The organism is Bacteroidia bacterium (assembly GCA_016218155.1).
Lineage (GTDB): Bacteria > Bacteroidota > Bacteroidia > Bacteroidales > GWA2-32-17 > GWA2-32-17.
Genome location: JACREQ010000105.1, coordinates 157946 through 181603, shown reverse-complemented (window position 1 = coordinate 181603; position 23658 = coordinate 157946). Strand labels below are relative to the sequence as shown.

The 23658-nt window shown below is 31.4% G+C and carries 22 protein-coding genes; 16 read left to right on the top strand and 6 right to left on the bottom strand.

Going from position 1 to position 23658, the window contains the following annotated elements; genetic code table 11:
- Positions 1-28 precede the first annotated feature (28 nt).
- The 4 genes from rpoC (at position 29) to HY951_17210 (ending at position 6820) form a co-directional block, all read left to right on the top strand.
- A complete protein-coding gene (gene rpoC, locus HY951_17225; protein MBI5541806.1) occupies positions 29-4315 on the top strand; it encodes a DNA-directed RNA polymerase subunit beta' in 4287 nt (1428 codons plus the stop codon).
- A gap of 9 nt (positions 4316-4324) precedes the next feature.
- Positions 4325-4645, top strand: a complete 321-nt coding sequence (locus tag HY951_17220) for a DUF3467 domain-containing protein (GenBank protein MBI5541805.1) — start codon at positions 4325-4327, stop codon at positions 4643-4645.
- 69 nt (positions 4646-4714) lie between these two features.
- Positions 4715-5542: a hypothetical protein gene (locus HY951_17215; protein ID MBI5541804.1), complete on the top strand. Its 828-nt coding sequence runs from the start codon at positions 4715-4717 to the stop codon at positions 5540-5542.
- Positions 5543-5635: 93 nt separating this feature from the next.
- The gene (locus HY951_17210; GenBank protein MBI5541803.1) at positions 5636-6820 is read left to right on the top strand and encodes a glycosyltransferase family 2 protein; all 1185 of its coding nucleotides are present in this window, start codon (positions 5636-5638) and stop codon (positions 6818-6820) included.
- On the opposite strand, the gene HY951_17205 is transcribed toward HY951_17210, so the two are convergent.
- Entirely contained in the window at positions 6817-7548 is a 732-nt protein-coding gene (locus HY951_17205; protein MBI5541802.1) for a DUF2807 domain-containing protein, read from the bottom strand. The genes HY951_17210 and HY951_17205 overlap by 4 nt on opposite strands.
- 115 nt (positions 7549-7663) lie before the next feature.
- Between HY951_17205 and mltG the strand changes: the two genes are divergently transcribed.
- The 5 genes from mltG (at position 7664) to HY951_17180 (ending at position 13619) form a co-directional block, all read left to right on the top strand.
- Positions 7664-8725 carry an endolytic transglycosylase MltG gene (mltG, locus tag HY951_17200; GenBank protein MBI5541801.1) on the top strand — a complete coding sequence of 354 codons (1062 nt, stop codon included), beginning with the start codon at positions 7664-7666 and terminating at the stop codon, positions 8723-8725.
- A gap of 214 nt (positions 8726-8939) precedes the next feature.
- On the top strand, positions 8940-10355 hold the full coding sequence (locus tag HY951_17195) for a phosphoglucomutase/phosphomannomutase family protein (GenBank protein ID MBI5541800.1): 1416 nt from the start codon (positions 8940-8942) through the stop codon (positions 10353-10355).
- A gap of 22 nt (positions 10356-10377) precedes the next feature.
- Positions 10378-11838, top strand: coding sequence for a hypothetical protein (locus HY951_17190; protein ID MBI5541799.1), 1461 nt, complete (start codon positions 10378-10380; stop codon positions 11836-11838).
- Positions 11839-11937: 99 nt separating this feature from the next.
- On the top strand, positions 11938-13056 hold the full coding sequence (locus HY951_17185) for a T9SS type A sorting domain-containing protein (protein ID MBI5541798.1): 1119 nt from the start codon (positions 11938-11940) through the stop codon (positions 13054-13056).
- Entirely contained in the window at positions 13053-13619 is a 567-nt protein-coding gene (locus HY951_17180; GenBank protein ID MBI5541797.1) for a hypothetical protein, read from the top strand. Before HY951_17185 ends, HY951_17180 begins: the two co-directional genes overlap by 4 nt.
- A gap of 31 nt (positions 13620-13650) precedes the next feature.
- Here the strand turns inward: HY951_17180 and HY951_17175 are convergent, their stop codons facing one another.
- Genes HY951_17175 through HY951_17165 form a run of 3 tightly spaced genes read right to left on the bottom strand, consistent with a single transcriptional unit; the run spans position 13651 to position 16157 of the window.
- The gene (locus HY951_17175) at positions 13651-13893 is read right to left on the bottom strand and encodes a CDGSH iron-sulfur domain-containing protein (GenBank protein MBI5541796.1); all 243 of its coding nucleotides are present in this window, start codon (positions 13891-13893) and stop codon (positions 13651-13653) included.
- 14 nt (positions 13894-13907) lie between these two features.
- A complete protein-coding gene (locus tag HY951_17170; protein ID MBI5541795.1) occupies positions 13908-15044 on the bottom strand; it encodes an iron-containing alcohol dehydrogenase in 1137 nt (378 codons plus the stop codon).
- A 12-nt stretch (positions 15045-15056) separates the two neighbouring features.
- Positions 15057-16157: an anhydro-N-acetylmuramic acid kinase gene (locus tag HY951_17165; protein ID MBI5541794.1), complete on the bottom strand. Its 1101-nt coding sequence runs from the start codon at positions 16155-16157 to the stop codon at positions 15057-15059.
- Between the two features lie 236 nt (positions 16158-16393).
- On the opposite strand from HY951_17165, the gene HY951_17160 reads away from it, so the two are divergent.
- The 7 genes from HY951_17160 to HY951_17130 all read left to right on the top strand — a co-directional run bounded on the left by HY951_17160 (position 16394) and on the right by HY951_17130 (position 22392).
- Positions 16394-16624 carry a hypothetical protein gene (locus HY951_17160; GenBank protein ID MBI5541793.1) on the top strand — a complete coding sequence of 77 codons (231 nt, stop codon included), beginning with the start codon at positions 16394-16396 and terminating at the stop codon, positions 16622-16624.
- Positions 16625-16633: 9 nt separating this feature from the next.
- Positions 16634-16939, top strand: coding sequence for a cell division protein ZapA (locus HY951_17155; protein ID MBI5541792.1), 306 nt, complete (start codon positions 16634-16636; stop codon positions 16937-16939).
- Positions 16940-17172: 233 nt separating this feature from the next.
- A complete protein-coding gene (gene rny, locus HY951_17150; protein MBI5541791.1) occupies positions 17173-18708 on the top strand; it encodes a ribonuclease Y in 1536 nt (511 codons plus the stop codon).
- A 169-nt stretch (positions 18709-18877) separates the two neighbouring features.
- Positions 18878-19111 (top strand): T9SS type A sorting domain-containing protein, encoded by a 234-nt coding sequence (locus HY951_17145; GenBank protein ID MBI5541790.1) that lies wholly within the window; start codon positions 18878-18880, stop codon positions 19109-19111.
- Positions 19112-19165: 54 nt separating this feature from the next.
- Positions 19166-20125: a T9SS type A sorting domain-containing protein gene (locus HY951_17140; protein ID MBI5541789.1), complete on the top strand. Its 960-nt coding sequence runs from the start codon at positions 19166-19168 to the stop codon at positions 20123-20125.
- A 223-nt stretch (positions 20126-20348) separates the two neighbouring features.
- Complete coding sequence (locus tag HY951_17135) at positions 20349-21203, top strand: FKBP-type peptidyl-prolyl cis-trans isomerase (GenBank protein ID MBI5541788.1); 855 nt, start codon at positions 20349-20351, stop codon at positions 21201-21203.
- 1 nt (position 21204) lies between these two features.
- Entirely contained in the window at positions 21205-22392 is a 1188-nt protein-coding gene (locus HY951_17130; GenBank protein MBI5541787.1) for an FKBP-type peptidyl-prolyl cis-trans isomerase, read from the top strand.
- A gap of 72 nt (positions 22393-22464) precedes the next feature.
- Here the strand turns inward: HY951_17130 and HY951_17125 are convergent, their stop codons facing one another.
- Together HY951_17125 and HY951_17120 are read right to left on the bottom strand one after the other, a co-directional pair.
- Positions 22465-23226, bottom strand: coding sequence for a toxin-antitoxin system YwqK family antitoxin (locus HY951_17125; protein MBI5541786.1), 762 nt, complete (start codon positions 23224-23226; stop codon positions 22465-22467).
- Positions 23227-23243: 17 nt separating this feature from the next.
- Complete coding sequence (locus tag HY951_17120) at positions 23244-23591, bottom strand: Hpt domain-containing protein (GenBank protein MBI5541785.1); 348 nt, start codon at positions 23589-23591, stop codon at positions 23244-23246.
- Positions 23592-23658: the final 67 nt, after the last annotated feature.

The following is a 23658-nucleotide window of genomic DNA, read 5'->3' as shown; positions in this document are numbered from 1 at the left end:
CGGAATTTCACTTTAAAAAAATTAAGCCATGGCTTTTAGAAGAGATAATAAAGTTAAAAGTACTTTTTCGAAAATCGTTATCGGTTTAGCTTCTCCTGAGGAAATTTTAGAACGTTCCAGTGGCGAAGTTATTAAACCCGAGACAATTAACTACAGAACATATAAGCCTGAACGTGATGGATTATTCTGCGAAAGAATTTTCGGTCCAGTTAAGGATTTTGAATGTCACTGCGGTAAATACAAAAGAATCAGATATAAAGGTATTGTTTGCGACCGTTGCGGAGTTGAAGTAACTGAGAAGAAAGTTAGACGTGAACGCATAGGTCATATTGAATTAATAGTTCCTGTTTCACATATCTGGTATTTCAGATCATTGCCAAATAAAATTGGAGCGTTATTGGGCTTACCTTCCAAAAAGCTTGATGCAATTATTTATTATGAGCGTTATGTTGTAATTAATCCAGGTTTTAAAGCTGCTGACGGCTTACAGAAAATGGATTTTCTTACAGAAGAAGAATATGTTGCAATAATTGATGCTTTACCAAAAGACAATCAATTTCTTGAAGATTCAGATCCAAATAAATTTATTGCAAAAATGGGAGCTGATGCATTGCATGAGTTGCTTTCAATAATTGATTTGGATGAGCTTTCTTACAATTTACGTAATCAGGCAAAAACCGAAACTTCACAACAACGTAAAAACGAGGCTTTAAAACGCTTACAAACTGTTGAGGCTTTCCGTGAATCTAAAAATCTAAATCGTCCTGAGTGGATGATTTTAAAAGTTATTCCGGTTATCCCACCAGAATTAAGGCCTCTTGTTCCACTTGATGGTGGTAGGTTTGCAACTAGTGACTTAAATGACTTATACAGAAGAGTAATTATTCGTAATAATCGTCTAAAACGATTAATTGATATTAAAGCTCCTGAAGTTATTTTAAGAAATGAAAAACGTATGTTGCAGGAAGCTGTTGACAGCTTACTTGATAACTCACGTAAATCAAATGCTGTAAAAACCGATGCTAACCGTCCGTTAAAATCATTAAGTGATAGCTTAAAAGGAAAACAAGGTCGTTTCCGTCAGAATTTACTTGGTAAACGTGTTGATTATTCAGCTCGTTCGGTAATCGTCGTTGGACCAGATTTGTTATTACACGAATGCGGTTTGCCAAAAGATATGGCAGCCGAATTATATAAACCATTTGTTATTCGTAAACTTATTGAGCGTGGTATTGTTAAAACAGTTAAATCTGCAAAGAAAATTGTTGACCGCCGTGATCCTGTAGTTTGGGATATTTTAGAAAATGTACTAAAAGGACATCCTGTTTTACTAAACCGTGCTCCAACATTGCACCGTTTGGGTATTCAGGCATTCCAGCCAAAACTTATCGAAGGAAAGGCAATTCAGTTGCATCCTTTGGTTTGTACAGCTTTCAACGCTGACTTTGACGGTGACCAGATGGCAGTTCATTTGCCTTTAGGTAATGCCGCAATTTTAGAAGCTCAATTATTAATGCTTGCTTCACATAATATTCTAAACCCTGCTAACGGTGCTCCGGTTGCAGTTCCTTCTCAGGATATGGTTTTAGGTTTATATTATATTACAAAGGCTAGAAAAAGTACTCCTGAAAAACCAATTAAAGGTGAAGGATTAATTTTCTATTCTCCTGAAGAAGTTATTATTGCTTATAACGAAAGAGCTGCTGAACTTCATGCTAACATTAAAGTTAAAACCTACGATTTAGTTGATGGAAAAATAGAATTAAAACTAATCGAAACAACAGTAGGTAGAGTATTGTTTAATGAAGTTGTACCTAAAGAAGTAGGATATATTAATGAACTTTTAACTAAGAAATCGTTAAGAGATATTATTGCTAATGTTTTAAAAGTTACTGGTATTGCAAGTGCTGCAAAGTTTCTTGATGATATCAAGAGTATGGGATACCAAATGGCGTTTAAAGGTGGATTATCATTCAACTTAAATGACGTAATCATTCCTGCTGAAAAACAAACGTTAGTAAATGATGGTTATCAGCAAGTTGAAGAAGTGATGTCAAACTATAATATGGGATTCATCACAAACAATGAGCGATATAATCAGATTATTGATATCTGGACACATACAAATGCTAAGCTTACAAACTTAGTTTTAAAACAAATTTCAGAAGATAATCAGGGATTTAACCCGATTTATATGATGCTTGACTCCGGAGCTCGTGGATCTAAAGAACAGATTCGTCAGTTATGCGGAATGAGAGGTCTTATGGCTAAACCTCAAAAATCAGGATCAACTGGTTCTGAAATTATTGAGAATCCAATTTTAGCTAACTTTAAAGAAGGGCTTTCAGTACTTGAGTATTTTATTTCTACTCACGGTGCCAGAAAAGGTCTTGCAGATACAGCTTTGAAAACAGCTGATGCTGGATATTTAACACGTAGATTAGTTGACGTTTCACAGGATGTTATTATTTCTATGAATGATTGTGGAACATTACGTGGATTAATAGCATCAACACTTAAAAAAGGTGAAGAAGTTGTAGAAACATTATATGATAGAATATTGGGTAGAGTTTCTGTTCATAACATATATCACCCAAATACAGGTGAGTTAATTATTGAAGCAGGTGAAGAAATTATTGAAGATATAGCTAAAGTAATTCAGGAGTCACCAATAGAACATGTAGAAATTCGTTCGGTATTAACCTGTGAATCTAAAAAGGGAGTTTGTGCTAAATGTTACGGCAGAAACTTGTCAAACGGTAGAATGGTTCAAATGGGTGAAGCTGTTGGTGTAATTGCAGCACAATCAATTGGTGAACCAGGAACACAGCTTACTCTTCGTACATTCCACGTTGGAGGGGTTGCAGCTAATATTACATCTGAATCAAATATTGTAGCTCGTTATGAAGGTATAGTTGAAGTTGACGAACTTAGAACAGTTGAATACAGTGAAGACAAGAATGCTTCATATGACGTTGTTGTTAGTCGTTTAGCTGAAATGAGAATTGTTGACAAGAAAACAGGTATCGTATTAATGACACATAACTTACCTTATGGTTCTAAGTTATATGTTAAAAATAATACCCCAGTTAAAAAAGGTGAGCTCATTTGTGAATGGGATCCATATAATGCTGTAATTATTTCAGAAGCTACCGGAAAAATTGATTTCGAGAATGTGATTGAAGGTGTTACTTTCCGCGAAGAGTCTGATGAACAAACTGGATTTAAGGAAAAAGTTATTATTGAAACCCGTGATAAAACTAAGAACCCAACAATTAAAATTGTTACAACAACAGGCGATGTACTTAAAAACTACAGTATCCCTGTTGGTTCTCACGTTTCTGTAAATCAGGGCGATAAAATAAAGACAGGTACTGTACTTGTTAAAATACCAAGAGCTGTTGGAAAATCTGGTGATATCACTGGAGGTTTACCAAGAGTAACCGAATTATTTGAAGCTCGTAACCCGTCAAATCCTGCTGTTGTTGCCGAAATTGACGGTGAAGTATCTTATGGTAAAATAAAGAGAGGTAATCGCGAAATTGTAATTACTTCAAAAACCGGTGAGGTTAAAAAGTATCTTGTTCCTTTATCAAAACAGATACTTGTTCAGGAAAGTGATTATGTTCGTGCTGGTACACCATTATCAGATGGAGCAATAACACCAAATGATATTTTATCAATCAAAGGACCAACTGTTGTTCAGGAATATATTGTAAATGAAATTCAGGAAGTGTACAGACTTCAGGGTGTTAAGATTAATGATAAACACTTTGAAATTATTGTACGTCAAATGATGCGTAAAGTACATATTGAAGATCAGGGCGACACTCGTTTCTTAGAGAAATCATTAGTTGATAAACTTGATTTTATGGAAGAAAACGATTGGATTTACGACAAAAAAATCATTACAGATGCTGGCGATTCAGAAGTTTTGAAACCAGGTATGATTATTACTGCTCGTAAATTACGTGATGAAAATTCAATGTTAAAACGTAAAGATAAGAAACTTGCTACCGCTTTAGACGCAGTTCCAGCAACTTCAAGTCAGGTTTTACAAGGTATTACCAGAGCTGCTCTTCAAACAAAGAGTTTTATGTCTGCTGCATCATTCCAGGAGACAACAAAAGTTCTAAACGAAGCAGCAATCAGAGGTAAAATAGATTACTTACAAGGATTAAAAGAAAACGTTATTGTTGGACATTTAATACCAGCTGGTACTGGATTACGCGAATACTCAAAAATGATTGTAGGTTCTAAGCAAGAACTAGAAAATATGACTACTCGTAAACGCGGAGTTGAAGTTTCAGAATAGTAAATAAATATGGAAGACAATAAAAATATTAACACAGGGCAAATAAATATTGAATTGGATGAGGAAACCGCTCAGGGTGTATATTCTAATTTAGCGGTTATTACACATTCTAGTTCAGAATTTGTTATTGATTTTGTTAGAATAATGCCTGGTGTACCTAAGGCTAAAGTAAAATCAAGAGTTATTTTAACTCCTGAACATGCAAAGCGTTTACTTTTAGCTCTTAAGGAAAATGTAGCAAAATTTGAGTCTCAGTTTGGTAACGTAAAAGTTACCGAACAGGGACCAATTATGCCAATGACCTTTGGAGGTCCTGCAGGTGAAGCATAAATCGTTATTTATTAGTGCAACCTTAGTATTATATTATAAGTCTATTTGCTGTGTTTCATATAGAAAAAAATGAAGAAACTGGCAATCATAATTTTTATTTTCTCATTAGTTTTACAATTTTCTTGTAAAAAAGAAGAGTTGGTTGTTGATAATGATTATCAGTCAGTGATTGATGATATAAGTGCTGACAATGCAGTTCAGAGTGTTTTTTCAACGGTAAATAGCTATGCTTTAGTATTTTTAGGTGCAAAGCAAACAAATGTTGATTCTAATATTATTGTTTCAATTACTCCACTTTACCCTTTAGATTCTTTTCCAAAAACTTTAATTCTTGATTATTGTAATGGTATAAATTGTTCTGATGGTAAATTACGTAAAGGAAAATTAATCGCTGTAATAAATAGTAAATGGGAGATTGAGCCATCCTCAAGTCCAATTTCAGCAGAAATTACTACTAACAATTATTACGAGAACAATGTTCAAATAATTGGAACATTTTCGGTTTTGTTCAATGGGTTCTTGGATAGTGTTCCGTCATTTACTCTAGCTACTAGTAATGCAGAATTAATTTTTGAAAACGGAAAGCATACACAATGGAGTTCTAGTAATACAACAAAATGGGTAACAGGTTTAAATACAATAGATAATTTTAGTGATGATGTTTTTTTATTATCTGGGAATAAGACTGGAATTAATTGTAATGGTAAAGGATATGAATCGAATATAACAAGTTCTTTAAAATTTGATAATTCATGTCTGAATAGCACAATCACTCAAGGTAAGCTTGAATTGATTCCTCAGGATATCGCTAAAAGAATAATTGATTTTGGAAATGGTGAATGTGATAGAAAAGCCATGGTGACCATTAATGGCATTTCAGTTGATATAGATTTTTGATATTTTTATAGTAAAATAAAATACGCCTTGCCTTAATTCAGGTGAGGTTTTTTTTTATGTTTTAACTATATAACTTTACCAAAAAGATTTTTGATGCTAACCCTTCAGATATTATTCTGGTTTTTGCTGATAATGGTATTTTATTCTTATGTAGGATATGGGCTTTTGCTATATATTTTAGTTGCCTTAAAAAGATTGTTTAGTAAAAATAAACCAGAAATAAATTCCGAAGAAACAGAAGTCACACTTTTTATTGCAGCATTTAATGAAATAGATTATGTTGAGGAGAAAGTAAAAAACAGTGTTCTATTAAATTATCCAAAAGAGAAACTTCACTTTTTATGGGTCACTGATGGATCAAATGATGGAACTCCTGAATTACTCTCAACATATAATAATATAACTGTTTTACATAATTCTGAAAGAGCAGGAAAAATAAATGCCATTAATCGTGGTATGAAAACAATTAAAACTCCAATTGTGGTTTTCTGTGATGCTAACACTATGCTATCGCAAAATAGCATTAAAGAGATTGTAAGAGCTTTTGATGACCCAATAGTTGGTTGTGTTGCCGGTGAAAAAAGAATTTTTGATAAATCAGTTGATTCCGCAGCAGGATCGGGTGAAGGGATATATTGGAAATATGAATCTTTTTTAAAGAAAATGGATTCTGAGTTTTATACTACTGTTGGTGCTGCAGGTGAGCTTTTTGCAATTCGTACAGAGCTTTTTAATGAAGTAGAACCTGATACACTTCTTGATGATTTTATAATGTCGATGAGGATTGCAATTAATGGCAATTTGATAAAATATGTACCTCAAGCATATGCCTATGAATCTTCATCAGCAAATGTAAAAGAAGAATTGAAAAGAAAGGTAAGAATTGCTGCCGGAGCTGTTCAGTCAACTTTTCGTTTAACAAAAGCATTAAATCCTTTTCATGATTTTAGATTGACTTTTCAGTTTGTTTCGCATAAGATTTCTCGTTGGCTTATTGTTCCATTTGCATTACCACTATTATTTATTATTAATTTATTATTAGTATATTTTGATGGTTATAATCAATTAACTGTTTACTCAGTTTTATTTTTATTGCAACTTTTGTACTATATTATAACATTACTCGGATGGATAATGCAAAGTATGAATATTAAATTAAAAATACTTTTTGTTCCATATTATATTTTTATGATGAATTATGCTTCCTGGCTTGGTTTGTTTAGATATATAAAAGGTAACCAATCAGTAAATTGGGAACGTGCCAAACGGTCTAGTTAATTCCTTATTAACTCACCCGACCCATTTTGTGTGGATGTAATTTTTGATGGGTTACCTTCCAAGTATATATTACCTGAATTAAAAAGCTTTGCGCTTAGTTCGTCCTTTACATTAATTTTTGTAAATCCGGTTGAGTTTGACATTACATTGCAATTATTTGTAATTAAATAGTTAAAATCAAAATTACTATAGCCGTTATTCCAATAGTTTGCTGAAATAACTTTTCCTTTAAGTATAATGTTACCAGTACCTGCATGAAGAGCATAAATTAACGAATTGTAATCTAGAGTAAGATTCACATTTGAAATATCTGCCCAATCATCAACTTTAAGTTCGTTGCCATAAAGCGTGTCTGTGCAACTAATGTCTGAGCTTCCCATTAAATTTATGTAAGAAATATTATTTAGCGAAATTTCAAGTTTTATTTTTCCAATAAATTTTCTCGACCAATTGCATTTATTTGTGTTCTTTATATAAAGTCGATTGTTTTCAACTACAGTTTCTATACCTTTAATCAAGTTTTTGCCTGTAATTATTCTAATCTGATTTATTGTATCAACTTTTAATTTAATATCAAAAACATTTTCAATTTCAAGTTCAGTAAAGTCTGACAACTCTCTAACTTCTTCTAATTCTTTGCCATTAGACACAAAACAATCACAACGATGTCCTTTTGAACACGAACCAAAAACTATGACCAGAATTAGCAAGTAATAAAGTTTATACATAATTTTTGCGAAAGTTAAAATTACTAAAAATACATGAAATATGAATAGTTAATAATTATGTCAAATTTTAGAAACTTAAAATTAAATCGGTTTATCTTTGTAATTATTTTTTAAAGTGGCAAAAGCAAAGAAAAAATCAAAACTAAAATTTATACTTAAAATTATTTTAAGTATTCTGTTCTTGTCAATTATAATTGGTGGGATTACTGGATATTCATACTATAAAAAAATTTATTTCCCCAATGTAAAAACTACAAAACAAAAAACATATTTGTATATTCCAACAGGTTCTAACTTTAATGATTTACTTCAGATTTTAAACAAGGATAGTTTATTGTTAGATGTCTCATCCTTTGAATGGCTTTCCGAGCAAAAAAATTATGTTGACCACATTAAGCCCGGTAAGTATAAAATAAGTAATGATATGAGTAATAATGAACTCATTAATTTATTAAGATCTGGTGAGCAAGAGCCTGTAAATCTAGTAATAAGAGGTTTTAGAACAAAGGAAGAATTAGCCGGTAAAATAGGAGCAAATCTTGAAGTTGATTCAGCAACAATTGTTGATTTGTTTGAAAGTGAAAGTTTTGCCGAGAAATTTGGTTTTACAAAAAACACTATTATGGTTATGATTATTCCAAATACATATGAATTTAATTGGAATACCTCTGCTGATGAGTTTTTTGCAAGAATGGCAAAAGAGTATAAAGCATTCTGGAATGACGAAAGGCAACAAAATGCAAGTAATGCTGGAATGACTCAGACTGAAGTTTCAATTTTAGCTTCTATAGTTCAGCAGGAAACATATAAAAATGATGAAATGTCAGATGTCGCTGGTGTTTATGTTAATCGTTTAAAAAAGGGAATGCTTTTGCAGGCAGATCCTACTGTTATTTATGCAGTTGGAGATTTTACATTGAAGCGTGTATTAAAAAAACATCTTGAGACAGATTCACCTTACAATACTTATCGTTATCAGGGTTTACCTCCGGGACCAATATGTATTCCCTGGCCAAAAACTTTAGATGCAGTTCTAAATTATACTAAACATCAGTATATTTATTTCTGTGCAAAAGAAGATTTCTCGGGGTATCATAATTTTGCTAAAACATTAAATGAGCACGAGAAAAATGCTACTAGGTATAGAAATGCATTAAATAAAAGAAAGATAAAATAAAATATTACACAAAGACGCAAAGAGCGCAACGCAAAATATCTTATCGACCTTAGCGATCTTTGCGAGAAAATAAAAAAAAACAAGCAAAGACGCAAATAAATAATATTTTAGAAAGAAAAATATTGGACAATCAACAAAGAATCACAAATAACTTAAACAAAATTTTAAATACCTTTGCGAACTTAGCGCTTTATGGTTAAAAACATAATAAATTATGACAAAAATTAAATTTGGAACAGATGGTTGGAGGGCTATTATTGCAAAAGACTTTACTGTAGATAATGTAGCTAAAGTAAGTGTTGCGGTTGCTATCTGGTTAAATAAAAAATATAAAAACCCTACTGCAGTTGTTGGTTATGATTTTCGTTTTGGTGGAAAAATGTTTGCCGAAACTGTAGCAACAGTATTAGCAAAATATGAAATAAAAGTAAAATTATGCAATTCTGCTGTTTCTACTCCTGCTGTTTCGTTAGCTGTTGTGAAGGAAAAAGCTCAGATTGGCATAATGATTACTGCAAGTCATAATCCTCCTGATTATAATGGTTACAAACTAAAGGGTGATCACGGAGGTCCTTTGTTAGAAGAAGGAACAAAAGAAATTGAGGCAATAATTCCTGAAGAACATGGATTGGTTCTTGAGTCTTTAAAAATAGATGAATTAATCAAAACTGGATTTATTAAAGTAGTTGATTTAGAAGAAATGTATTTAAATCATGTTTATGCAAACTTTGATATTGAAGCACTTCGCAAATCAAAATTTAAATTCGCTTTTGATGCAATGTATGGTGCAGGGCAAAATGTTATGAGAAAACTTTTTCCTGATATAGCTCTTTTGCATTGCGAAAATAACCCCTCATTCTGCGGTATTGCACCTGAACCATTACATAAAAATTTATTAGAATTCAGTAATTTTATAGCAAACAGTGGAAAAATTGATTGTGGTTTAGCTGTAGATGGTGATGCTGACCGTATTGCACTTTATGATGGCAAAGGAAACTACATTAATTCACATCTTATTATATTAATTTTAACATACTATCTTGCAGAATATAAGAAATTAAAAGGGAAAGTTGTTACAGGTTTTTCAAGTACTGTAAAAGTTGAGAAGCTTTGCGAAAAATACAATATTCCTGTGCAGCGTGTTAAAATTGGGTTTAAAGATATTTGTAAGGTAATGTTGCATGAAGATGTTCTTGTTGGTGGCGAAGAGTCTGGTGGTATTACTTGCAAAGGTCATATCCCTGAACGTGATGGAGTCTGGATGGGTTTAACAATCTGGCAATTTATGAATGAAACCGGAAAAAACATTACGCAAATAATAGATGAGATTTACAAAATAACAGGCACTTTCTTTTATAGTCGAAACGATTTAAAAATTGAAGATAAGGTAAAGAATAAAGTTATTCAGGCTTGTAAAAACGATATGTTTAAAGAGTTTGGAGAGTTTAAAGTTGAGCATCTTGAAACACTTGATGGATATAAATATTTTATAAATGAAAATGAGTGGATAATGATTCGCCCCTCAGGAACCGAGCCTTTATTGAGATTATATGCCGAGACTTCAACTCCGGAAAGGTTAATTAAATTTCATGAAGAGGCTTTAAAGGCAGTCAATAGTTTAAATACTTAAAGAATTAGCAAATAATAATAACTTGATTAAGAAGATTGCATATTATTTAACTTTTTTGATTATTGTTATTATTTCGTTTAGAATATATTCTTCTGTCTTTTATCCAGGGTTAAATTCTGATAATGCCGTTACCATTTTAATGGTTCATTATTTTAATTTGCCAGATGATATTTATTTCTGGGGGCAGGATAGAATGGGCTCAGTTATTCCATTGTTTGCTCAAATACCAAACAAGTTATTTCACTTATCTGCAATTTATTCTGAAGCCATTGTTCATTATTTAATTTTAATAATCGGATTTTTCTCAATCTCATCTTTTTTTAAGAACTATTTCACGAAGTTAATGCTTGCGTTAATTTTGTTTTTGCCACCGGCAAGGGAAGTTGAAGTTACTCAATTAACTTTGAGTATTCAGTATATGTTTTTGTTTTTAGGTATTTACTTTATTTTAAAACAAAATAGTAGCAATATTAAGAGTCACCTTTTTTTTCTATTTGCAATGTTATCATTTATTATTGCTGTCTGGGATTCAGATCTGGCATTGGTTTCAGTTGCTTTATTTGTGTTTCTGTATTTGTATTATTTCCTTAAAGACTTTTCATTAAAAACAATCTTAAATAATAAATTTATTTATTATCTGTTGTTCTGTACGTTGTTAGGTTCATGTTTTATCTTCTATGCTAAAAGTAATTCAGCCAACAGAACCGATTATACTTTATTAAGTAAACCAGAAGAAATTATTGAGACTTTTAAAATTTTCGCAAAATCTTTAAATGACATTTTCCTTTTTAAAATTAATGAAACATTTACCAGTATATATTCATATCTGGCACTATTTACGGTGGCTTTATTTATTTGGTTTTCGAAAAATATTAGATTTAAGGAGTTGTTATCAAAAAGACTTTTTATATTCTTGTTAATTGATGTTATTGTAATATTTATTGTAATTATGATAACTAAATGGACATTTATGAATGGTGTTCCAAGAAGATATTTTAATTGCACTTATATTTCGCTTTCAGTTGCTATTCTTGTTCTTTTTGAGAATCTTGAATTAAGCAAAATTAAATATTATTTAGTAAAATATGTTCTTTTAGTAACTGTAATTATAGGTAGTTTCGGTACTCTTTTTACTGTAAAATATATTTGGTTTCACCCATTTAAACCATATTCTGAAATTATCTCAGAGCTTGATAAGTTAGGCGAAATAGGTATTATCGGAGATTATTGGAATTCATATATTTGTTCAATTAATAAACCTGATGTAATTAAAGCTACCCCTCACGATCAGGCGTGTGTAAGGAATTATAAATTGGTTGATGAAGTTTTTAAACAAGAAAAAATTTATCTTATTAAAGATTTGTGGTTTGAATCATATCCGGACACAATTGTTCAATTTGGAAGAACATTAATAAAACAAGAAGAACCTTTTGTTTTAGCAAATGCAACATTGTGCAGATATAAATTGACTAATTCAAAATAAGTTTAATAAGAACGGAGAATTTATTTAGATTGTTAAATAACATATATTTAAGTTGCATCTTTTTGAATATCTTTATTGTCTGAATTATAAAGGTTATATATGAAAAAAATAATTATCTCATTAATGTTCTTATTTTCTATAGGCATTATTAAGGCAAATCCAATAACTCCACCTCCTATAATAAGTGAATTCTATTTAGTTAACGATTCCATTTGGTACCTCGAATTGTGTTTCAACCCGACTTTTAATTATGATACAATTCTTGATGGATATCAGATTACAACTTCATTTGGAACTGCTCTTTTTAAAAATGGGATTCATATAACACAGGGAAGTATTATTGTGATTACTCAAGATAGTTTGCAAACACTGCTTAAAATATTTAGAACAGGAGATTTTATTAATATTGAAAAAACAATATTTTCTGATACATATTTAATTGATGGAATTAGCTTTGGCAGTAATCTTACTTATTCTATAAGTTCTCCTATTGCCGGACAGTCTATTGTAAATCAAACTTATAGTTGTTGGAGCTTTATGTTGGGACAATTTGAAACAAATTATCGTTTAGTAAAGGAAAATATTCCGAGTATTGGTATTAATGCTCATCAGGCTACCGATTTTATGGGAACTTGTAAAGGTAAAGTTTTCGATTTAATGCATAATCCAATTAGTGGTATTCTCATAAGCAATAATCATGATTTCTATTATGCAGGTATGGGAGCTTGTGAAATTGAATTTGACCATGGTGTTACAGATACTTCTGGTAAGTTTAATGTTTATTTAAAAAGTGGAAAGCAACTTATTCAACTTTTTACCACATCCTCTTTGCTTTTAGATACTATAGTTTTTATTGAACCTGATTCTCTAAATTATTATGAATTTACTTTAGATACTCTTTTAAACCGTGTAGTATTAATGTCAATAAATCAAAATTTTTCATTAAGCTGTTTCCCAAATCCTTCCAATGGAAAAACTGCAATCTCATTTGAATTGCCTGATAATACTCACAATTCAAATACATTGATTAAAATCTACAATTCAACAGGTGAAATGATACGGATATTGCCAGTAGATATTTCTGGTAAACAAAATAAGTATTCGGTTGAATGGGATGGAAAATGTTATAATAAAACAGTTGCTTCAGGTGTCTATTATTATAATCTTGAGCTTGACGGAAAAAAAGTTGCAACAAATAAACTTATAATCACAAAGTGAAAATAGTAGTTGTTATTTTGTTATTTGTTTTTCCAAAATTCTTATATTCTCAAGGTCTTCAGTTTTATAAAGAAGATTTAACATTTGAAATTAAAGACAACTATCTTTATGTTGATGGAATTTATCATTTTTGTAACAATGGTAATAAAGAAATAAATCAGATATTGTTTTATCCTTTCCCTGTTGATAGTTTATATGGGAATGTTGATACGGTTTTTGCTGCAAACGTCAAAACTGACAATGTAAACATAATTACAAATAAATCTCAAAAAGGAGCTTCTTTTAAAATAAATATTGACGCTTACGGTATAGCAAAATATCGTATTTATTACAGGCAAAAAATAGATAAAAATAAAGCAGAATATATATTAAAAACTACTCAGAAATGGGGAAAACCTTTCGAGAATGTATCTTATAAATTAATTGTTCCAGTAAAACTAGAAATTACAAAAATGTCATATAGCCCTGATAGCACTCAAATATTTAATGAAATAAGAATTTATTTCTGGAATAAAAAAGATTTTATGCCCGATAAAAATATGGAGTTTTATTTTAAGAAGTGATTAAAATTTGGGCTAATTGTTATGTGATAAATTAAATTTTTGTATTATGCGTACCATCGCAAAATGGAATATTGCCAGTCTGTTTACACATGCATAAATGATGCGATCCACTTTTTTCTGCTTTAAAAACTTTTGGTTTAATTCCTGTACCCATATGTTCTCCGTCACAAAATGGTTGCTTAAATGATAAACCACATGAACACCAGGAATAAATACGTCCATTAATTAGTTCAACTTCTATTGGTTTACTTCCTGCTTTTCTTGGTGATTCCATCAGTCTATAACAAATTACATTAATTTTACTATTTCTTCAAGTGCTTTGCTGTCAAGTTTAACTGTCATGCCTGTTGCATTGTTTTTAATAAGTAAATCCGTGATTTCCTTTTTCATCGAATCTGAAATACCAATTTGTGAAAGTCTTATGGGAGAGTTTAATTTTGTAAACAGATCTTCAAAAGAACTTATTATTTCATCTACAGTTGTAACATTAAATATTTCTTGTCCTAACCATAAAAGTTTAGCATCTAATTTTTCTGAATTATATTTCATCCAGGCAGGAAAAACAATGGACAATGAAGCTCCGTGTGGTGTGTCGTAAAGTAATGAAATTACATGCCCAATATCATGAACTCCCCAATCACCTGATTTTCTTCCATAAAAAGTTAAACCATTTAATGCACATGTTGAAGCCCACAAAACCCTTGCTCTGAGCAAATAATTGTTTAGGTTGTTCAGTAATTTTGGACCTGCCTCAGCCATTTCTTTAATAATACTGACAACAAATCTATCAGAAAGCACAGCGTCTCCTTCACCAAAATATGCTTCTAATGAATGTGCAATAATGTCGGCAATACCATAGCTGGTATAATCTCTCGAAACGCTTAATGTAAAAGACGGATCGCAATATGAAATTGCTGGGTAAACTAATGGTGAGCCAAAGCCCACTTTTTCTTTTGTTATAGGATTTTGCAGAACAGAGAACTGATTCATCTCAGTTCCTGTAGCAGCAAGTGTCAATACAGTTACTAAAGGCAATGCTTTTGTTGGTTTAACTTTGAATTTCATTACCTGCCATGGATCATGATTTTCGGGAATACAAATAGCAATTATTTTTGCAGAATCAATTACACTTCCACCACCTACAGCAAAAATAAAATCTACATTATTTTTAATTCCCATTTTAATTGCATTCTCTACATCACTTACTAAAGGGTTTGATTTTATTCCTTCAAATTCGAAAATTATTTTACCTGCTTTCTCTAACTGTTGTTTTACTTCGTTATAAATGCCATTATTTTTTATTGACCCTTTTCCATAAACTAATAATACTTTTTCGCCATAATTTATAATATGCCCGGGTATTTGTTCGCAAACTCCTTTCCCAAATACCAATCGAGTTGGATTATTTACAGTAAAGTTTTCCATAATGTTAAATAATTAGAATAATTTCTTAATAGGTGTGTGTTCAGCGCTAATTTTGTGAATTACACCTCCGATTGAATCTGTTTTAGCACCTGTTGCCGATGCAAGTATGTTAATTTCATTACGATTTCTTAAAACACCCAGAAAAGCAAATATAATAGCTTCTTTAAATTCAATAACTTCTCTTACAGGAACAACAAATTGGTGAATGGAGTTTTGTTCAAGAATTTGCACCAAATATTTATTTAATGCACCACCACCTGTTGTTAATATTGAACGTTGTTTATCTCCAGGCAACACTTTGCCTATCTGAATTGAAACATGCTCGCAAACCGTCCTAATCCTGTCTTCTATACTAATCTTCTCGTTTTTAATTAATGGTAAGAACTCAGTTTCAAACCACTCTCTTCCTAACGACTTTGGGGTAGGTAAATTATAAAAATTTAGTGTGTTTAGTGTGACTAATAATTCAATATTTATTTTTCCTTTCATTGCAATAAAACCATCCTTATCAAATTCTTTTCCAGCTTTGTTTGCAAGATAATTTATAGCCATATTCACTGGACAAATATCAAAAGCAATTCTTTTTTCATCTTTTTTAAATGAAACATTTGCAATCCCGCCAAGATTAAGGCAAAAATCATAATTTGCAAAAAGCATTTCGTCGCCAATTGGAACTAATGGTGCGCCTTGTCCACCCATTGCAACATCCATAGTTCTGAAATCACTGATTGTTGTTATACCAGTTTCAGATGCAATAAAATGCCCGTCACCAATTTGAAAAGTAATATTCTCGGCTGGATTATGAAAAATTGTATGTCCGTGTGAGGCAATTAAACTGATTTTTATTGGTAACCCTTTTAAAAATCTGTTTACTAATGACCCCAGATAAATTCCATATTCTTTATGAAGTTTTATAAATTCATAAGAACTTAGATTTGGAGCATTGGTTAATTTGTCTTTCCATTCTTTTGTATATGCAAAAGTTGCTGATTTTAAAAGTTTATAATGCCATACGTTTAATTTATAATCAAAAAGGCATAATGCAATATCTACTCCGTCAAGCGATGTGCCCGACATTATCCCAATAGAATAATATGAGTTTTGAATCTTCATTTATACAACCATAAAAATAGAAATAAAATGGGTTTTATAATATGCTTTCTTTTAAAAAAATACTAAATTTTAATTTAGGTATAAGTTGCAATATATAAGACAAATAAGATTTATAAGAATAATTCCTTTTTTTTTTGCTTATTGAACATTATCTTTGTGTTAAAATGGAATAAATGAATACTGACTACGATGATTTGATTATTTCTCTAAAAGACAAGATATTCAAACTCATTGTAATGGTAAACGAAGAAAAAACAAAAAATAACGTTCTTTTAAAAAATAAGGAAGAATTGGAGTTACAACTTAATGAAAAAAAGCTTTTAATTCAGCAAGTTGAACAAAAATACGAAAACCTTAAACTTGGTAAAATAATTGATATTTCGGGATCAGAAATACATGATGCCCAAATAAAAATAAATAGAATTGTGCGGGAGGTTGATAATTGTATAGCTCTTTTAAACAAGTAAAAAGATAATATGGACGACGAAAAACTCACAATACGAGTAAATATAGCCGACAGGTATTATCCGCTTACAATAAAAAAAATGGAAGAAGAGCAGGTAAGAAAAGCAGCGAAGCGAATAAATGATACTGTGTTACAATATAAGAAGTTGTATACAGATAAGGATGGACAGGATTTTTTAGCTATGGCAGTTTTGCAGTATGTAACTAAATTAACTGAGTTTGAAGAAAAACAAAATATCGCTCCGTTCGTAGAACAAATTAAAGAGATTGACAAAGAGTTGGAAGATTACCTGCAAAAAGAGCAGAACGTTCTTTAACATAAAACGATACAGCCCGTACGTAATTCTTTATTCGTTTTAAAAATCAACAGAATCAAACTAGGGGTGATTCTCGAGATGTCTATGGTAGGCCTCATCTTGCTTGCAAGATTCCTTTTGGAACAGTGGAAACCAGAAGCAAACGGTTAGCCCCGCCCATGTGATATTGGGTTTTCTAAAATGATAAAGAAGGCAGTACGGGTTTTTTTATTAATTTTTTTTAAATATATAATATGGTACTAACAATTGTAGTTGGAATTATAGCGTTGGCTGCTGGTGGTGTTGTCTCTTATTTTTTATGGGATAAAGCATTGGCAACAAAGGCACAAAAAGCTATAAAAGAAGCAGAGGCAGAAGGCGAAGTTATAAGAAAACAAAAAGAACTTTTAGCAAAAGAAAAATTTCTCCAGTTAAAATCTGATCACGAAAAATTTGTTAACGAAAAGGGTGCGAAAGTACTTCAGGCTGAGCAACGTGTAATTCAAAAAGAAGCTTCATTATCTCAGAAAATTGAAGAAGTTCAGAGAAACCGTAAAGAAGTTGAAACACTTCAGAATAATCTTAAGTTGCAAACCGAAAAGGTTGAAAAGAAAAAAGAAGAGCTTGAAAAACAGAAAAATGCACATTTAGAAAAACTTGAGACAATCAGCGGACTTTCAGCTGAAGAGGCAAAATCTCAATTGATTGAATCTTTAAAAGATGAAGCAAAAACTTCTGCAATGGCTTTTGTAAATGTAGCTATGGAAGAAGCAAAAATGACTGCTTCTAAAGAAGCTAAAAGAATTGTAATTCAAACTATTCAGCGTGTTGCTTCAGAAGCTGCTGTTGAAAATTCTGTTACAGTTTTTCATATCGAAAATGATGAAATTAAAGGGCGTATTATTGGTCGCGAAGGTCGCAATATTAGAGCTTTGGAAGCTGCAACAGGTGTTGAAATTATTGTTGACGATACCCCTGAAGCAATTGTGCTTTCTGCTTTTGATCCGGTTCGTAGAGAAATTGCACGCTTAGCTCTTCATCAGTTGATTACCGATGGAAGAATTCACCCTGCACGCATCGAGGAAGTTGTCGAGAAAGTTCGCAAACAGGTTGAAGAAGAAATGGTTGAAACCGGTAAACGCACAACAATAGATTTGGGTATTCATGGATTACATCCAGAACTTATTCGTTTGGTTGGAAAAATGAAATATCGTTCTTCATACGGTCAAAATTTATTACATCACTCACGCGAATGTGCTAACCTATGTGCTATTATGGCATCAGAACTTGGATTAAATCCGGTTACTGCAAAACGTGCTGGTTTACTTCATGATATTGGTAAAGTTTCTGACGAAAATCCTGAATTACCTCATGCTTTACTTGGTGCAAGCATTGCTGAGCGTTGTAAAGAAAAAGCAGAAATATGCAATGCAATTGGTTCGCATCATGATGAAATCGAAATGACAAGTTTACTTTCACCAATTGTACAGGTTTGTGATGCCATTAGTGGAGCTCGCCCGGGTGCACGTCGTGAAGTTGCCGAATCATATGTAAAACGATTAAAAGATTTAGAAAATCTTGCGCTTTCATATCCTGGTGTGCTTAAAACATATGCTATTCAGGCTGGTCGTGAGCTTAGAGTAATTGTTGGCAGCGAAAAGATTAACGATAAAGATGCTGAAACATTATCATATGATTTAGCTCGCAGAATTCAGGATGAACTTACTTATCCAGGACAAATAAGAATAACTGTTATTCGCGAAACAAGAGCTGTTGCATACGCTAAGTAAATAACAAATTAAAAAAAATTAAGAGCTGCCTCAAAAGGACAGCTTTTTTTATTTTTCAAATAGTAGCGCAAGTCTGTGACTTGTGCTACTATACAACATTAAAATTTAAAAAGATAGTAGTTTTGGCACAAGTTGAAAACTTGCGCAAAAATTAGAAAATTCTAATGTAATTGTTTATCCAAATCCATCAAATGGTAATATTACTATTTCATCAATTACTAACGAAGTTATCACAAATATTATCGTTAGTGACATAACAGGTAGAATTGTATTTAATAAGAGTTTTGATAGTGAGCTTTTTGAAGTAAATAATGATTTCTCATTCTTACCCGCAAGTACTTATTTTATTTCTATTTCTACAACAAATAACGTTTATATTAAAAAATGCATTATTGTTAAATAAATCTTGTAAATTTGAAAGCCTGTGAAAATCAGGCTTTCAAATTCTTGTTTTCATATGAATAAAATATTATGTTTATTGTTATTTTTTTTCCCTTTTAATAGTTTTACTCAAAATTTAGTTTCCAATCCAAGTTATGAGCAATATAGTTTTTGTCCAAATTATATGGATCAACTATTGTATTGTCAAAATTGGTTTGTTTGTAGAGAAACTCCAGATTATTATAACTCTTGTTCTTCTTTTTTAGATATTGTACCACCAAATTGTTCTGCAGGTTATCAATATTCTCATTCAGGGAACGCTTTTCTAGGATTAATAACTTTTACTCCAATACCCCAAAATAACAGAGAGTTTATAGGTTCACAATTAGTAAGTTCCTTTGTGATTAATCAAAAATATTTTTTTTCATTTTATGTAAACCTTTCTGGGGGAATTAATTTAGGTACAACAATTGCCTCAAATAAAATAGGCATTAAATTTTCAACAATTCCTTATTCATATTCTAACCCTGCTCCAATAAATAACACAGCGCACTTTTATACTAATACAATAATTACCGATACTGCTAAATGGACAAGAATAAGCGGTTCTTTTATTGCCGATTCGGCTTATTCGTATATACTGTTAGGCAATTTTTTTGATGATGCACATACTGATACTTTAAACTTATCGCCTACAAATAATAATTATGCATATTATTATATAGATGATGTATGTGTTAGCCCGGATTCTCTTTTTTGCGAGAATTGGTTGGGGGTAAGTGAGCAAACAGTAAAAAACACAGAAGATATAACAATTTACCCAAACCCATGGGTTAACCACCTTAATGTAAAGTTTAACAATATACCTAGTGAAAATACAACTTTAAGTGTTTTAGATATTACGGGCAAAGTAATTTTGCAAACAATAACTAAGGAAAATGAGTTTGTGATCAATACAGAGAAGTTGGCAAAGGGGTTGTATTTGGTAAAGGTGGAGAATGGTAAAACTGTTGCGTTGAAAAAGATAACAAAGTAGTAGGCTTATAGATTCTTCACTTCACTTTGTTTCGTTCTGAATGACTATGTCCTCCTTTGTAATTATGAGTGTAGTGCAACGAAACGATGAATCTAATGTGTCAAATTAATCCACCGCAATTTACTTTAAGTCAATTTTTCATTTAAAAATAGTTAAACTTTAAAAAGGCAATAATCTCAATTTCAATTTTAAAATTAACTTTGTCCGCTTATTCAATAAATTGATGAAGAATATTTTTTATTTATTGGCTCTTATTATAGTAGCTTACTCTTGTAATTCTGATGGTTATGTTACTGATACTTCAGGAATGAAATACAAGTTCTTTGTAAGAAACGATAATAATAAGAAACCTGTTGTTGGCGATATTCTTGTTATTAAAATGAAATACACAACTGAGAAAGATTCAGTACTTTTTGATACTAAAGAATTTAACGGGCAGCCTTTTAGAATGAAAATGAATGCTGCTTCAAAAAACGGAGGAACTATTGATGATGCTTTTGCATTAATGCATGAAGGCGACAGTGCAGAGTTTGTTGTAGATGCCGAAAGATTCTTTTTAGAAACAAAAAACAGTGCAATTCCTGAATTTATTAAGAAAGGAGATAAGCTAGTTTTTAATATTAAGCTTGTTGAAATTTTTAGTTATGATAAATTTTTAGAAGAGAAAAAGGCTGCAGATTTAATGACAGCCGAACAGGAACAAAAAATTCTGGAATCATTTATTGAAAATGCAAATATTACTGTAAAACCAACAAGTACCGGACTTTATTATATCGAAGATAAGGCAGGAAAGGGAAGTTATCCAAAGGTTGGACAAAAAGTAAAAGTTCATTATACTGGTTCTTTTGTTAGTGGCGAAGTTTTTGATTCCTCTTTAAAACGTGGCGAAGTTTTTGAATTCAAGTTTGGCGAAAAAGAAGTAATCCCCGGGCTCGAAGAAGGTATTGGTATGATGAAAAAAGGTGGAAAGGCAACACTAATAATCCCTTCAGGTCTTGCTTACGGCGATCAGCAGTTTAAAATGATACAACCTTTTTCGACATTAATTTTTGAAATAGAACTAATAAACATTGAATAATATGAAAATAAAATTTTTATGGCTAACAGCCTTAGCAATTAATCTTATAACATTTCAAACCATGAGTCAGATAAAGGAAAAGGATTATAAAACTACAGCTTCAGGGCTTAAATACGTTATTCTTCAAAAAGGAAAAGGTGTGCAACCAAAACCAGGCGATAGAGTTTCAGTACATTATGAGGGCAAATTAATGAATGATACAATTTTTGATACTTCGTATAAACGCGGACAACCATTTGCTTTTGTACTTGGACAAGGTCAAGTAATTAAAGGTTGGGACGAAGGAATAGCTTTATTAAATGAAGGTGATTCAGCAGTATTTATTATTCCTGCAGAATTAGGTTATGGATCGCAAAGTATGGGTTCTATTCCCGCAAATTCTACTCTAAAATTTACTGTAAAACTTATGAAAGTTACACCTGAAGTAAAGGTAGAACCATATAATACAGCAGGAAAAGATACATTAAAAACTCCATCAGGTTTAAAATTAATTTTGGTTTCTCAGACAAATAAGAATAATCAGAGACCACCAAAAGGATCAACAGTAAAAGTTCATTATACAGGTTATTTTGAAGATGGAAAAATATTCGATTCATCAGTAAAACGTGGTGAACCTATAAGCTTTCAGGTTGGAAAAGGTATGGTTATTAAAGGCTGGGATGAAGGTATTTCAATTTTAAAAGTAGGAGATAAGGCACGATTATTAATTCCATATCAATTAGCATATGGCGAAGCAGGTCGTTCACCTGTTATTCCTGCAAAAGCAAATTTAATTTTTGATGTTGAATTAGTTGATTTTACACCTGAAGTTAAACCAGCTTTATTTGATACAAAAGGTAAAGATACTTTGTCAACACCAACAGGATTAAAATATATTGTTGTTAGCGAAGGTAAAAAAGATGCTGTTAAAGCAGAAGCAGGAAAAAAGGTTTCTGTTCACTATACCGGTTATTTTGAAAATGGAGATATTTTCGATTCTTCAGTTCAACGCGGACAGCCTCTTGATTTTGACTTAGGAAAAGGTATGGTAATTAAAGGTTGGGATGAAGGTATTGGATTAATGAAAGTGGGAGATAAGCTAAGATTATTAATCCCTTATCAATTAGCATATGGAGAAAATGGTTATCCTGGTGCAATTCCTCCAAAATCAAACCTTGTTTTTGATGTTGAATTAATGGGAGTGAAGTAGAATTTTCTTTTAAAAATTGCGAAGCGAAGTATTTATAATGTAGATACTTCGCTTCGTTATATTTGACATATATTATTTTATAGGATTACCATTTTCATCCCATTCTTTGTCATAAATAATATCGCCATTCTTAAAAAGTTTTTCGAAACGTGGTTTACCATTGTCGTACCAGCCATACCAGTTTCCGTTTTCGTGGTTCTGAGAGTACAAGCCTTTCGAAATTATTTGACCTTCTTTATTCCATTCCTGCCAAAGTCCTTCTTTTTTTCCGTTCTGGTAATTTATTTCTTCACGTAGTTGGCCTGTTTCGTGCCATGCTTTCCACAAACCTTGTTCTTTACCATTGTTAAATTTAATTTCAATCCATTTTTGACCATTTTCATAATACCAATTCCATAAACTATCTTTCTGTCCTTTTGTAAAGTGACCAGATTCTTTTAATTTTCCGTTTTCATGCCATATTTTCCAATCACCATTTTCTACTCCGTTTGAATAGTTTCTAACTGCACCTAATGTTCCATCGTTAAAGTAACCTTTAAATTCTCCGTCTTTTAATCCTGAAAGATATCTTCCTTCGTATTCTAATTGACCGCTTTCATACCAGGCTTTTGAAACGCCATCTTTCTTTCCATCTTTATAATTATAAGAAATACTATTTTTCCCGTTTTCGTAATTATCTAACACTTCACCGGTAAAAAGTTTTTTGGTTCCTTTTAAATATGTTAACCCCTCTTTTTCTTCAATATCATCTTGTTTTGCTGTGAAAACCGAGCATGCAAACATTGTGAAAACAATAAAAGATAGGGTGAAATATTTTAAAACTGATTTTAACATATTGCAGAATTAATTATTTATAATTTTGATGAGACTTCATTTAACTTTATTATTGCTTCCTTAGAATTTAAAATAAATCTGTTAACAAATTCGGGGTATTCGTCTGTTCTCTCATTATTTGCAGCAATATTTTCGAGTACTTTCAAATCTTCAATAAGACTTATAATTCCCATAATTGCAACAGATGATTTTGCTTTGTGTGCAATAGAAGCAAGTGCTTTTGAATCATTATTGCTTATTGCTTTATTCATTTCGCAAACAAACTCTGGAACCTGTTCTTTAAAAATTTCAATCATCTCTTTTATAAGATTATTGTCGCCTGCTGCCATATTTTCTAAATAGCTTAAATCTAAGTTTATTTCCATTTTGGTAATTTACAGTAAATTAATTATCAGGTAATATGCTTTTTAATATTTCTTTAAAATTAATAAA

What these genes read in the sequence shown, in the direction of transcription:
- HY951_17170 (MBI5541795.1), bottom strand. Translation starts at nt 15,044, where the DNA reads ATGGAAAACTTTACTGTAAATAATCCAACTCGATTGGTATTTGGGAAA.
- HY951_17130 (MBI5541787.1), top strand. Translation starts at nt 21,205, where the DNA reads ATGAAAATAAAATTTTTATGGCTAACAGCCTTAGCAATTAATCTTATA.
- HY951_17185 (MBI5541798.1), top strand. Translation starts at nt 11,938, where the DNA reads ATGAAAAAAATAATTATCTCATTAATGTTCTTATTTTCTATAGGCATT.
- HY951_17220 (MBI5541805.1), top strand. Translation starts at nt 4,325, where the DNA reads ATGGAAGACAATAAAAATATTAACACAGGGCAAATAAATATTGAATTG.
- HY951_17175 (MBI5541796.1), bottom strand. Translation starts at nt 13,893, where the DNA reads ATGGAATCACCAAGAAAAGCAGGAAGTAAACCAATAGAAGTTGAACTA.
- HY951_17125 (MBI5541786.1), bottom strand. Translation starts at nt 23,226, where the DNA reads ATGTTAAAATCAGTTTTAAAATATTTCACCCTATCTTTTATTGTTTTC.
- HY951_17165 (MBI5541794.1), bottom strand. Translation starts at nt 16,157, where the DNA reads ATGAAGATTCAAAACTCATATTATTCTATTGGGATAATGTCGGGCACA.
- HY951_17210 (MBI5541803.1), top strand. Translation starts at nt 5,636, where the DNA reads ATGCTAACCCTTCAGATATTATTCTGGTTTTTGCTGATAATGGTATTT.
- HY951_17215 (MBI5541804.1), top strand. Translation starts at nt 4,715, where the DNA reads ATGAAGAAACTGGCAATCATAATTTTTATTTTCTCATTAGTTTTACAA.
- rpoC (MBI5541806.1), top strand. Translation starts at nt 29, where the DNA reads ATGGCTTTTAGAAGAGATAATAAAGTTAAAAGTACTTTTTCGAAAATC.
- HY951_17205 (MBI5541802.1), bottom strand. Translation starts at nt 7,548, where the DNA reads ATGTATAAACTTTATTACTTGCTAATTCTGGTCATAGTTTTTGGTTCG.
- HY951_17155 (MBI5541792.1), top strand. Translation starts at nt 16,634, where the DNA reads ATGGACGACGAAAAACTCACAATACGAGTAAATATAGCCGACAGGTAT.
- HY951_17120 (MBI5541785.1), bottom strand. Translation starts at nt 23,591, where the DNA reads ATGGAAATAAACTTAGATTTAAGCTATTTAGAAAATATGGCAGCAGGC.
- HY951_17135 (MBI5541788.1), top strand. Translation starts at nt 20,349, where the DNA reads ATGAAGAATATTTTTTATTTATTGGCTCTTATTATAGTAGCTTACTCT.
- HY951_17195 (MBI5541800.1), top strand. Translation starts at nt 8,940, where the DNA reads ATGACAAAAATTAAATTTGGAACAGATGGTTGGAGGGCTATTATTGCA.
- rny (MBI5541791.1), top strand. Translation starts at nt 17,173, where the DNA reads ATGGTACTAACAATTGTAGTTGGAATTATAGCGTTGGCTGCTGGTGGT.
- HY951_17140 (MBI5541789.1), top strand. Translation starts at nt 19,166, where the DNA reads ATGAATAAAATATTATGTTTATTGTTATTTTTTTTCCCTTTTAATAGT.
- HY951_17160 (MBI5541793.1), top strand. Translation starts at nt 16,394, where the DNA reads ATGGTAAACGAAGAAAAAACAAAAAATAACGTTCTTTTAAAAAATAAG.